At 66.1% G+C, this 12,389-nt stretch carries 9 protein-coding genes; all 9 read right to left on the bottom strand.

All coding sequences use genetic code 11. From position 1 onward, the window contains the following. Nucleotides 1-36: 36 nt before the first annotated feature. The 9 genes from AWJ14_RS11005 to AWJ14_RS10965 all read right to left on the bottom strand — a co-directional run bounded on the left by AWJ14_RS11005 (nucleotide 37) and on the right by AWJ14_RS10965 (nucleotide 12,379). Entirely contained in the window at nucleotides 37-426 is a 390-nt protein-coding gene (locus tag AWJ14_RS11005) for a GFA family protein (RefSeq protein WP_066178677.1), read from the bottom strand. A 101-nt stretch (nucleotides 427-527) separates the two neighbouring features. Then, a complete protein-coding gene (locus AWJ14_RS11000) occupies nucleotides 528-2,663 on the bottom strand; it encodes a caspase family protein (RefSeq protein ID WP_083220187.1) in 2,136 nt (711 codons plus the stop codon). Between the two features lie 126 nt (nucleotides 2,664-2,789). Further along, on the bottom strand, nucleotides 2,790-4,163 hold the full coding sequence (locus AWJ14_RS10995; protein ID WP_066178675.1) for a class II 3-deoxy-7-phosphoheptulonate synthase: 1,374 nt from the start codon (nucleotides 4,161-4,163) through the stop codon (nucleotides 2,790-2,792). Between the two features lie 97 nt (nucleotides 4,164-4,260). After that, nucleotides 4,261-4,926 (bottom strand): gamma-glutamylcyclotransferase family protein, encoded by a 666-nt coding sequence (locus AWJ14_RS10990; RefSeq protein WP_066178467.1) that lies wholly within the window; start codon nucleotides 4,924-4,926, stop codon nucleotides 4,261-4,263. A gap of 427 nt (nucleotides 4,927-5,353) precedes the next feature. Next, complete coding sequence (locus tag AWJ14_RS10985) at nucleotides 5,354-7,171, bottom strand: putative Ig domain-containing protein (RefSeq protein ID WP_171904860.1); 1,818 nt, start codon at nucleotides 7,169-7,171, stop codon at nucleotides 5,354-5,356. A gap of 44 nt (nucleotides 7,172-7,215) precedes the next feature. Beyond that, nucleotides 7,216-8,376: an Ig domain-containing protein gene (locus AWJ14_RS22195; protein WP_066178463.1), complete on the bottom strand. Its 1,161-nt coding sequence runs from the start codon at nucleotides 8,374-8,376 to the stop codon at nucleotides 7,216-7,218. A 613-nt stretch (nucleotides 8,377-8,989) separates the two neighbouring features. After that, on the bottom strand, nucleotides 8,990-9,844 hold the full coding sequence (locus AWJ14_RS10975; protein ID WP_066178460.1) for a LysR family transcriptional regulator: 855 nt from the start codon (nucleotides 9,842-9,844) through the stop codon (nucleotides 8,990-8,992). Nucleotides 9,845-10,209: 365 nt separating this feature from the next. After that, nucleotides 10,210-11,598 carry a glutathione-disulfide reductase gene (gene gor / locus AWJ14_RS10970; protein WP_066178458.1) on the bottom strand — a complete coding sequence of 463 codons (1,389 nt, stop codon included), beginning with the start codon at nucleotides 11,596-11,598 and terminating at the stop codon, nucleotides 10,210-10,212. 232 nt (nucleotides 11,599-11,830) lie between these two features. After that, nucleotides 11,831-12,379, bottom strand: a complete 549-nt coding sequence (locus tag AWJ14_RS10965; protein WP_066178455.1) for a DUF2059 domain-containing protein — start codon at nucleotides 12,377-12,379, stop codon at nucleotides 11,831-11,833. Nucleotides 12,380-12,389 lie beyond the last annotated feature (10 nt).

The following is a 12,389-nucleotide window of genomic DNA, read 5'->3' as shown; positions in this document are numbered from 1 at the left end:
TTGGCTCTGCCGGGCCCCGCAGCTGCCGCTGCCGTGTCAGACTTGCGGCAGCCCGTCCACAATGTCGTAGAAATCGCCCTTGTCGGCGCAGAAGATGTGCCGGGCGATCCGAAGCCCCGATGGCTGGTCGAAGGCGCCAGCGAGGATCGACACATGCGTGGCGTCGCGCTGCTTCCAGAACAGCGCCGAGCCGCAGGTCGCGCAAAAGCCGCGCCGGGCGGTCTCGGAGGCCTGATACCAGCTGATCGCCTCCGCCCCCTCGACCTCGACATGATCGTCGGCCACATTGGTCGCGGCGTAATAGAGCCCGGTCTGGCGCCGGCACTGCGAGCAGTGGCAGGCCACCACCTCGCGCAAGGGTCCGCGCGTGCGGAACCGGACCGCGCCGCAATTGCACCGGCCGGTGCGGATCTGATCGTCTGGCATGAAAACTCCGTGGGCTGCGATATTGAACCGCGGCGATTGAAGCATGAGCCGCGCTGCCATTCCACCGACAGCTGCGACATGGCCGGTCGCCCGGGCGTCCGTTAGGCCTTGCCGTAGATCTTGTCGATCGCGGCTTGCGTGCCGCGGCCGAAATTTCCGTCGATGGGTCCGTCATACACCCCTTCCTGCCTGAGAAGCTGTTGCAGCGCCTTGCGCGCTTCCAGGCTGAAGGTCTCCGGCGAGGTCTTGAGCATGTCGCGGGTGAACTCGCTCGACGCCCTGAGAGCCTTGACGAGCCACGGCGCGGCCGCGCCCCGGTCCCGAGCGACGCCGATACCGCCATCGAGCCCGAATGCCGCCATGTACATCGCATCCGGACTGCCCGCAGCGGCCGCGCGGTAATACCAGCCCATGGCTTCCGTGTTGTCCTGCTTGACGCCCTTGCCGGTGTAGTAGAAGTAACCGAGCGTGTACATCGCGTGGGAATCGCCCGCGGTGGCAGCCTTGAGCATCCAGTCCGCGGCAAGCCGTGGATTGACGGAAACACCGATGCCTTCGTCATAGGAACTGGCGACGTAATATATCGCGTCGGGCACACCATTGCCTTCGTCGGCCGCCTTTTCCAGCCATTCAAAGGCGGCCTCAGGGTCCTTGTCGACGCCGTCCCCCTCGCGGTAGGCCATGCCTAGCGCATACATGCTCTCCCGGCGCCCCATGTCGGCGGCCTTGCGATGCCAGCGCACATATTCCGCCGCGTCGGCGGCAACGCCTTCGCCGTTATGGTACATTGAGGCAATCGCAGCACCGGACTCGGCAAAACCCTTTTCGAACGCTTCCTCGTAGAGGCGCAATGCCTCGCGCGTGTCCTGCGCCACTCCGTCACCGTACCGGTAGAGGAAGGCGATGTTGTTGAGCGCCGCGACATGCCCGGCCCCGGCCGCCTTGCGGTACCAGCCGAGCGCCTCGCTGAACTTCTTTGCGGCGTCGAGCGATCGTCCCAGCTGAAACGCGAAACGCGGCACATCGGGAAAGTCGCGCACCGCGGCCTCGCAGGCGGCAATCGCCGCAGCGGTGCCGATCTTGTCGAAGGCCACGCCCTTGACGCCGGCCAGGCGCTGCTGGTCCTGCGGCATCGCCGCAAGCCTGTCACATTGGTTTTCGCCCGCGCGCCCAGCCGTCTCGGGCGCAGGCACCCCGCCGCTGTTGCGGATTTCCTGAAGCTCCAGCCGGGCGATCGAGGCAAAGGAACAGGTCGGGAAGCGCTTGAGATGATCTTCGTACAACACCGCGGTCTTGCGTCCGGATATCGCAGCCCAATGGGCGGCGGCATCACGGCACGGATCGGAACCGGGGCCGGACGCTGCGGACGGGTCGGGTTGCGGGGGCTCGGGTGCCGGCACGACAGGTGTTTGCTTCGCCGGCAATGGTGCCAGGAAGACATCGGTGCCCAGATCCGAACTGTGCCACGGCCGCTGGCGGCCCTGGGTTCGCGCCTGGACGTCGATCTTGACCCGGGTCATCACCTGCTGGATTTCGAGACCGGGCGTCTCGAGCTTGGACAGAAGCGCCGCCGTGAACGGGCTGTTGCGCCCCTCGCCATCGGCGGCGACATCGCCGGGCGCAGTGGCGAAGGCGATGAACAGGCCGCTGCCGGAGGTCGAGATCGGCGCCAGGCCGACGCCAACCGAATTCGACCTGGAGGTGCCGAGGCTGCGCCGGAACCCGCGCGCCAGCGGATTGTCGCGGCAGGCGTCGAGGAAGGCGATGGCCACCTTCCCCTCGCCCGCCATGTAGGTGTAGACGCGCTCCGCATCGATCGCCTCGAAATCAAGCGCGGTGCGGTCTTCAAGCCGGGCATCGACCGGAATGAGGTAGTTCCGTCCGTCGACCTGCATGCCGTGGCCGGCATAGAAGAACAGCACCGTGCGCGCATCGGTGGCCGCCGCCGCAAAAGCGCGAATGGTGGCCTCCATCTCCGCGCGCTCAAGATCCACGCCCTCGATCACCTCGAAGTCGAGCCGGCGCAGAAGCACGGCCATGTCGGTGGCATCGTTGCGGGGATTGGGCAATTCGACGGCGTGGCGGTAGGCACCGTTGCCGATGACGAGCGCCACCCGGTCGGCGGCAGCGGCCCGGACCGCCAATCCTGGCAAGCACCCGAGCAGGAGCGGCACGAGCAAGACCGGCAGGAGCAGGCCTGCACGAAACAGCCGCACAAGAGATAGCGGTTTTCCCATCTGTTGGTTCCCCACGCCAAAGAGCGTTCGAGACTATACAGACAGGCACCGGCGATCCAAGCCCCCGGCCGCGGCAGGACGCGGGAGAAGTCCGGGGACAGTCTGCGTCGACTGTCCCCGGGATTGTCAGCCGTTGACCACGGCCTTCTGCTCGTCGCGGCCGCCCTTCATGCGCTCGGCCACCAGGAAGGCGAGTTCGAGCGCCTGGTCGGCGTTGAGCCGCGGGTCGCAATGGGTGTGGTAACGGTCGCGCAGATCGTCGCCGGTCAATGCCCGGGCGCCGCCGGTGCACTCGGTCACGTTCTTGCCGGTCATCTCGATATGGATGCCACCCGGATGGGTGCCCTCGGCGCGGTGGATCTGGAAGAAGCTATCCACCTCCGACAGGATCCGCTCGAACGGACGGGTCTTGTAGGAGTTGAGCGTGATCGTGTTGCCGTGCATCGGATCGCACGACCACACCACCTTGCGGCCCTCGCGCTCGACGGCGCGGATCAGCCGCGGCAGGTGATCGGCGACCTTGTCGTGGCCGAAGCGGGCGATCAGCGTGAGCCGGCCCGGCTCGTTGGACGGGTTCAGGATGTCGATCAGCGTCAGCAGTTCGTCGGCTTCGAGCGAGGGGCCGCATTTGAGCCCGATCGGGTTCTTGATGCCGCGGGCATATTCCACATGGGCGTGGTCGGGCTGGCGCGTGCGGTCGCCGATCCAGATCATGTGGCCCGAGGTGGCATAGGCATCGCCCGAGGTCGAGTCGGTACGCGTCATCGCTTCCTCGTAGCCCAGAAGCAGCGCCTCGTGGCTGGTGAAGAAATCGGTCTCGCGCAGATTGGCGTGATTGTCGGCCGTGATCCCGATTGCCTTCATGAAATCCATGGTCTCGGAAATCCGGTCGGCAAGCGCACGGTAGCGCTCGGCCTGCGGGCTGTCTTTCACGAAGCCGAGCATCCATTTGTGCACGTTGTCGAGATTGGCGTAGCCGCCCTGCGCGAAGGCGCGCAGCAGGTTGAGCGTCGCCGCCGACTGCCGGTAGGCCATGATCTGGCGTTCCGGATTGGGGATGCGCTCGGCTTCGGAGAATTCGATGCCGTTGATGATGTCGCCGCGGTAGCTCGGAAGTTCGACATCGCCCTGGCGCTCGATGCCGGAGGAGCGCGGCTTGGCGAACTGGCCGGCAATGCGGCCGATCTTGACCACAGGCTGCTGCGCGCCGAAGGTCAGCACCACCGCCATCTGCAGGAACACGCGGAAGAAGTCGCGGATATTGTCGGCTTCGTGCTCGACGAAGCTTTCGGCGCAATCCCCACCCTGAAGCAGAAAGCCCCTGCCTTCGGCGACCCCGGCAAGCGCCGATTTCAGCCGTCGGGCCTCACCCGCAAAAACAAGCGGTGGAAACTTGGCCAGGCGTGCTTCGGTCTGGGCCAGTGCAGCCGCGTCCGGATAGTCCGGGACCTGCTGGATCGGTTTGTTGCGCCAGCTCGAGGGGGACCAGTTTTGTGCCATGTCGTTCACCGTGTTGGACGGGCGGATGCCCGCGGACCTTTCAATGCGCTGGGCTTATAGCGATCATTTCGCCCCCTGCAAACCCGGCATGCGAGAATCAGCTTTTGCGGGCAGCTTGGCGTGACGAAAGTGCCGCATCGAACAGCACCACCTCGGCGGGCGTGAGCGTGACCGCGCGGGCATAGACCGGCGCGTGCCGGTCCTCGTGAATCGGCATGTCAAAGGCCTCGGTCTCGTCCACGAAGCGGTGCAAACCCGCCTCGCCGAATTCGTGCAGGAAACCCTGCATCACCGCATCAAGATAGGAGCGCAGGATGGCGCACGGTCCTTCGACCGGCGGATGCTCCGTGCGCGCCTCGTAGACGTAAAGCGGGATATCCGCTTGGCGCGCAAGCGCCGGCACCTCCCCGGCAAAGCCCAGGTTGGACAAGGCGATCTCGCGGCGGTGATAGCGGAATTCGCGGGCGTCGACCGCTTCGAGGTTGCGCGCGTGGTCGATCACCAGAAGACCGTCGATCGCCGCCCCCGGCGCCGGATGCGCGCTCAGCAGGCTGGGCGTCGGTCCGCTCTGCAGCGCGGCAAGCGGCGTCGGCCCCATGTCCGGGCGCGCGCGCCAGGTGCGACGCCAGCCGCGGAGCCGCACCGGCCATGCCGCCACCACATCGGTCCGGAGCGTGGTCCGGTTGACGAGCGAGCCGTAGCCGAAATAGCCGACAAGCCCGCCCTTTTGCGCGAGTTTCTCGAAATCGTCGATGGGCGCCATGATCTCTCCTTCGCGTGTCGGCTTGCCGCCATTGGTCCGGGGTGCCCCGCCCCATGGCACATGGGAGATCCGGTCGCGAAGTCAAAAATTCATGCGATGTCAGCGTGTGCCTGAAACCCGTGAGCGATGCCCTCCCCGGCGCCAGAGCTGGTTATCCCTCCGGTCGCAACCCACCGCAAGCTGGCCTCCCCGGTGTCGATTGCAGGCGGATGCCACGAGCGGGATTTTCGGCACTGTCGCCAGCCTCCGTGCCGGCTTCCATTGCGGCGGTCTTGCCCGAAGCCGACAGGGCTTAGCGTGGAGATGTGCAGCCCTTTGCGAGAGTTCGTTTCCGGGCCAAGGGCTTCCGCATATCCGACATGATCGAACGCGGGCGGCGGCCGGCTGCGTTGAGCCGCCGCTTGTCGCGGCCTCCCACGACCCCGGTTCAGAACTGCGCGCCAACCCTGATCTTCGCGCCAACCGACATCTGCCCGTCACCCTCGACATTGAACAGCAGGCCACCATTGAAGGTCCAGGCATCCGGCGTCTGGTAGGAAACGCCCGCAGACAGCTGGCCGAACGCGCCCGAGCCGTCGAGACCCGAGACCCCTCCTGTTGCGCCGAGCTTTGGCGTCAGGACCGCGCCATCCTCCAGCATGAACTGCCGGGCAATTTCCGCGCCGAGGCTCAGCCGGAACTGATCGGTGGTGAAGCCTCCGAGACCGATCACGTCGCCGGCGCCGTTGCTGACGGCATAGTCTTCGACTGTTTCCGACAGATAGACAGCCCGCAATCGCGGCGTCAGCGTCGTCACCTCGTCGAGCTTCCATTGCCCTGTGATCGAGGTGTCGAACAGCCAGCGGCGCGTGTCGAAATTCCCGTCCCAGAACGCGGTGTCGATGGAGTTGGACGAACCGCCGTAGAAGGCGCTTGCGTCCCAGAACACCCCGTTGCCGATCTCGAACGAGGCATAGGGGCCAATCAACCAGCCATTGCCCTTCAACGTCGCATCCGCGTCGGTGGGGTCGGTCATGCGGTCAAAGTGGAAGCTCAGGCCGAGCAGCGCCCTTTGCGACAGAAGGTAGTCGGCGCCGGCGGACACCATCGCGAAGTTGCCCCAGCGATGATCGTTCTGCGCGCGATTATGCAGCATGAAGGTCCCGTCGATCCAGACGTTGAAGGGCGACGGATCGACCGAAACGGCGCCGCCTGCCGCATGGCGGGCGGCCTCGATCTGCGCCAGGCCGGTGGAAAAGCCCAGCACAACCCCGTCCCCGGCCGGCGACATGCGGGCCGTAACCGGGTCGGTCGCGGCGGCCATCCGCCGGCGCTCGAGCAAGCCGGGAGCCTTGATCGTCGAGGCAATCAGGTTCTGCCTGGTCTGAACGAAGCCATGAACGAGCGTGTCCATGTCGACTGCAACCGCGGCCGGGTCATAGCCCAGATTATAGGTCACGGTTCCGGTATTGGAGACGCCGAGGCCACTGATCAGGCGGAACTGGACGCTGACCTGCCCGGAATAGGCCGGGTTCGGAATGAACTTGAGATACCAGCCGAGGGGCCCGGGGGGACCCGCCAGTGCGAACTCGCCATTGACGATCTCCGCGGTCCCGGCATTGGCGGGAAAGACGGCAACGACTTCGGCGGCCGTGAAGGGGCCACCGGTCGCGCCCTGTTCGAGATTGACATTGGTGGGCGCCGATCCGGGCGCAACGTCCACGGCCTTGTCCGTCACCTTCACCTCCCGCGCGCCGACGACGAGCGAATAGGTGGCGGTTCCGGTGCTGCCATTGCCATCCATGACCTGGATCGTGAACGTGTAGCTGCCTTCGGCGCCTTCAGCGATTGGCCCGGTCAATTCGCCGGTGGAAACGTTCAGCACCAGACCGGCGGGCATCGCGCCCGATGCGAGGCTGTAGATCAACATGCCGGTGCCTCCGGTCGCTGTGATCTGCGCTGAATAATCTTCCCCGTCCATTGCTTCAGGAAGCGCACCGCCGGCGGGATCGAACACAAAGGTCGCCGGCCCGGCATTCACCTGCAGCGTATAGGCCGCGTCGCCGGTGTCGTTGTTCGCATCCGTGGCCGTCACGGTGAAGCTGGCGCTGGCCGCGGTCGTCGGCGTGCCGGACAGGACGCCGCCAGTTGACAGCGTGAGCCCTGCCGGCAGCGAGCCGGCCGTCACCGCATAGCTGTAAGGCGCGGTGCCCCCCGAAGCGGTGATGGTCTGCGTATAGGCCGTCCCGACCTCACCCGCACTCAAGGCACCGGCCGCTGGCGAGAGGGTGACCACGACGGGCGCGGCATTCACCTGCAGCGTATAGGCCGCGTCGCCGGTGTCGTTGTTCGCATCCGTCCGACTTGCCCGGCATTCAGGGCGCCGGCCGCTGGCGAGAGGGTGACCACGACGGGCGCGGCATTCACCTGCAGCGTATAGGCCGCGTCGCCGGTGTCGTTGTTCGCATCCGTGGCAGTCACGGTGAAGCTGGCGCTGGCCGCCGTCGTCGGCGTGCCCGACAGGACACCGCCAGTTGACAGCGTGAGCCCCGCCGGCAGCGAGCCGGACGTCACGGCGTAGCTGTAAGGCGCGGTGCCGCCCGAGGCGGTGATGGTCTGCGTATAGGCCGTTCCGACTTGCCCGGCATTCAGGGCGCCGGCCGCTGGCGAGAGGGTGACCACGACGGGCGCGGCATTCACCTGCAGCGTATAGGCCGCGTCGCCGGTGTCGTTGTTCGCATCCGTGGCAGTCACGGTGAAGCTGGCGCTGGCCGCCGTCGTCGGCGTGCCCGACAGGACACCGCCAGTTGACAGCGTGAGCCCCGCCGGCAGCGAGCCGGACGTCACGGCGTAGCTGTAAGGCGCGGTGCCGCCCGAGGCGGTGATGGTCTGCGTATAGGCCGTTCCGACTTGCCCGGCATTCAGGGCGCCGGCCGCAGGCGAGAGCGTGATGGTGACCGACCCGCCCGGGGGCGTGCAGGTCACCGACATCGTCACCTCCGCCGTGTCTCCAGGCGTGCCATAGAGCAGCGCAATCTCCACCCATACAGTATCGCTCTCGCCCGCCGCGAAGGTATGTGATCCGGTGTCGGAGAGGCTGCCTGTTGTCTGGGATTCAGCGGAATCCTCCCAGGCGTAATCGATATCGTCGGTAATCCAGTAATTCACATAGGTGCCACTTCCCTGGACTGAGGTTCCGTTGGCGGTCCAGGTCAGGGTTTCGCCGACGGCGAAGCCGGAATAGCTGTTGCCTTCAACAGTCTGCGAGGCGAGCGGCGGTGCACTGAGGCTCTTGCCGCCCCCCCATTCGCTGTTGATGGTGGTGCAGGCGGTTGATTGCGCGGCCATCGCGGGGGCCGACAGGAAGACAAAGGCCAGGAGCAGGGCCCAGAGCGGAAGCAGCAGCCAGCGAAAAAGCCCGCAAGAGGGAAACAGGGACCAATTGACCCCGGAAAAGCAGTTCGTTTGCATCCATTCCCTCGGAACCGCGCGGATCCGTCATCCGCGGTAAAAAATGTGGCGCAGTCGCCCCCGCCCCAACCTGCGGGCCAATCCAGAAAATCCAGACTCAAATGGTTGTATCTCTGCCCGACCACTACCCGATTTGGGCAATGCAGACAACGTGGCACTCGTGTCGCCCGCGCAACACTCGCCTCATTTCAGGATCATCTGGCGGCCTGTCCGGGCATGGCCCGTTCGACCGCGCTGACCGTTGCGCCGGGAGGCAACAGGACCATCGAAGGCTGTTTGGCCAAGGCCCTACGTACCGGCCAATTGCAGCTTGAGGCCGCCAATCTCCACCTCCGCAGCGGCGGATGGCGAGGCCACATCCAGACCCGCCTGGCCTGCACCCGTGTCTCCAGCGTCACCCGCACATCCGGCAAGCCGCTCCCACCAGAACCTGGCGTGGCCTCACCTTCGAGCCTGACCGACAATCCGGCGCGCTGGGCACGCGTGACCCCACCGGAGAGCAGCCGCGGATCGGCAACGGTCAGATGGGGGAAGAGGGCGTCGCTGGTCTTCTTTCTTTTCAGACACCGCTTCGCGCTGGCGTGGACCTGCAGGAGCGTCCGCCCTCAACCGGTCAGCCGAGGAAGCGGCCAGCCTCCCGTGCGAACAGCTCCGCCACCCGGTCGATGACCAGCCGCACTTCCGGCCGGTGGCGGTCGTCGTCATGGGCGACGATCCACAGCGGATGGTCGAGGGCTGCGAGTGTCTCGCCTTCTCGCTCGATCGCCGGATTGGCGTCGCCGACAAACACCGGCAGCACGCCGCGCCCTGCCCCCGCCTCAACCAGCGTTTCCACCAGCCGCGCGTCGTCGGTCCAGGTCAGGATCCCGGCTTCGTGGGTCTCGAAGACGTAACGGTCCGCATGGGCGCGCGCGAACTCGGTGCTGATCGAGATCCAAGGCAGGTTGTCGACCTCGGCGCGATCACGGGACCGGTAGACGGCGTAGCGCTGGATCACGCTGCCCCGCCTGGCGAGATTACCCGACACCGGCTCGACGCCCACGACCGCCACGTCGGCTCCGCGGAAGCTCAGGTCGAGATCGGCGTCGGCGGTCTTGATGCAGAGCCGAAAGGAATCGGTCGCCGTGCGGATCGCGGCAATGTTTGCGGCGAGATAGGGCACCAGCCAGGGCTCGGCGGCAAGGGAGACGATCGGCAGCGCGAAGGCGTCCCTGTGCCAGTCGGCGATGCCTTCGGCCGCCTGGCGCATCACCCGCACCCGCTCGAGCAGGATCCGGCCGTCATGGGCGAGCCGGTATCCCTGCTGGCTGCGCACGAACAGGCTGCGGCCCAGCGTCCGCTCCAGCGCCAGCATGCGACGGCCGATCGTGGCGGCGCTCAGCCCGCTGCCGGCCGCGGCCGCGCTCAGGCCGCCGCGCTCCGCGACCTGGAGAAACAGCTGCAAATCGTCCCAGTTGGCGTCCGCCATGGCCGGCTCCGTGAAAATGAACTGTCGCGTCCCGAAGATAGGCGCGGCATGGGGCGATTGCCATTTTTCACCGCTGAAAAGCCCCTTTCAATCCCGCCGCTACAGATCGCGCGTCATGACGACTAAGTCCGGTCCATCGCAACACCAAGGAGGCGAGACGATGCGTCTGGCATGGATGATGATCTGGACACATGGCGCCCATGCCCAGCGGTGGCATGCCTTCGACGATCCGCTCGAGCGTGCGGAATGGCAATATCTCGACTGGGCGATCCGCCTGGCGGTGTGGTTGACCCGCGGCAGGCGCGCGCGGCGGCGACTGTCACCGCCAGACCCGGCCGCGCATACCGGGTCCGCCTGCCCTGTTCTCACACCCGCTGACCGCCCTTCACGCGGTAGCTCGGCTGGTACATCGTCACCAGCTCCTCGCTCGCGGTCGGGTGTACCGCCATGGTGCGGTCGAAATCGTCCTTGGTGCAGCCCGCCTTGAGGGCGATGCCGAGGAGCTGCGCCATCTCGCCGGCGTCGTGGCCCAAGATGTGGACGCCGAGCACCTTTCTGTCGGCGGCGTTGACGACGATCTTCATGACGGTCTTTTCCTCGCGCCCCGACAGCGTCGCCTTCATCGGCCGGAAGGCGGCACGATAGATCTCGAGTTCGTCGTAGCGGTGCGCCGCCTCCTCTTCCGAGAGCCCCACGGTGCCGATCTCGGGTTGCGAGAACACGGCGGTCGCGATCATGTCATGGTCGGGCGAGGTCGGATTGTCGTGGTAGAGCGTCTGGATCAGGCACATCGCCTCGTGGATCGCCACCGGGGTCAGTTGCACCCGGTCGGTCACGTCGCCCACCGCATAGATGCTTTCGACATTGGTGCGCGAATACGCGTCGACCAGGATCTCGCCCTTCACCCCGGTCTTCACGCCCGCGGCCTCGAGCCCGAGACCCTCGGTGTTGGGATCGCGGCCGAGCGCCAGCATCACCTGGTCGGCCTCAAGTACCTTGTCGCCCGAGGTCTGCGCGACAAGCCGGCCGTCCGCCCCGCGCTCGATCTTGGTGAAGACCTCGTGGCAGAGGATGCGAATGCCCTTCTGCTCCATGGCTTCGTGCAAGCCGCGGCGCATGTCCTGGTCGAAGCGCGACAGGATCTCCTTGCCGCGATAAATCAGCGTGGTCTCGACGCCGAGCCCATGGAAGATATTGGCGAATTCGACGGCAATATAACCGCCGCCGGCAATCAGGATCGATTTCGGCAGTTCCTCGAGGTGAAACGCCTCGTTGGAACTGATGCAGAACTCGTGGCCCGGCAGCGCCGCATGCGGGTTGGCGCGGCCGCCGACCGCGATCAAAATCCGCTCGGCCGTCACGGTCTGCCCCGTGGCCTTGAGCAGCACCGAATGCGGCCCGGTGAGTTCGGCGCGCGAGGCGATGATTTCCGCACCGGCGTTTTCCAGCCCGCGCCGGTAGAGCGCCTCCAGCCGGTCGATCTCACGGTCCTTGTTGGCAATCAGCGTGGGCCAGTCGAAGCTTGCCTCGCCCGGCGTCCAGCCGAAGCCGCGCGAATCCCCGAAATGCTCGTGGAACTGCGAGGCGTAGACGAACAGCTTCTTGGGCACGCAGCCGCGGATCACGCAGGTGCCGCCGAACCGGTATTCCTCCGCGATCGCCACCTTCTTGCCGAGCGAGGCGGCAAGCCGCGCCGCGCGCACGCCCCCCGAGCCGCCACCGATGACGAAGAGGTCGAAGTCGTAATCGCTCATGAAAGCTGGTCCTTTTCGCGCGCTGCGGCGCAGTCGGGGACGCCGCTGGGGGTGGCAGGGCCGGCGGGCGCCGGCAGAGCCGGTGTTTTAACCGAGCGGCCGCAAAAGAAAAGCCCGGAACGGGTCCGGGCTTTCAAACATGGCGCACGGTTGCGTGAAGCAAGCGGCCGGCGCATCGGAAGGGCACGGCTGCCCGCGTCCGAGACCCGGACCGGCAGGCCCCTCGCCCGCGTCAGTTCTTGGGCATGACTTCTTCGTCGCCGACCTTCGGCCGCGCGCCGATCTTTTCCTGCAGCGCCTGGTTGACGTTCTGCGCCAGATCGCGGGCGATGCCCGAAGACCAGATCTCGGCCGACTTGATCAGTTCGCGGGTGACCAGCGGGCCGTTGTCGATCAGCTTCTTGCCGGGGCCGGAATTGTAGAAATCGGCGATCGCCTGCAGCTCTTCCTTCGTAAAGGCCTTGGCGTAGATCTGCGCGGCTTCCTTTTCCAGGTCGGCGCGACGCGGCACGATCTTGAGCGCTTCCTCGTCGATGGTGGCGCTGATGACTTCCTGAAGGTCGGCATTGGAGCGAATCAGCTCGACCTTGAGCTGCTCGGCGGCCGCCGGAATCACCGCGTCGAACTGGTCGGTGGACTTGAGCGCGGCTATGGCAGCACGGGCGGCTGCAATGTGATCATCGCTGATATCCTGCGCGAGCGCCGAGTGGCCCGCAATGACGAGGCTCGACGCCACGATCAAACCCGCGCCGAAACGCTTGAGACCGGTAAAGATAGTCATGTTCGGTGTC

Source organism: Parahoeflea olei (genome assembly GCF_001703635.1).
Classification (GTDB): Bacteria; Pseudomonadota; Alphaproteobacteria; order Rhizobiales; family Rhizobiaceae; genus Hoeflea; species Hoeflea olei.
Note: the sequence above shows the minus strand (reverse complement) of the source record. Positions and strands in the feature narration are given on the sequence as shown.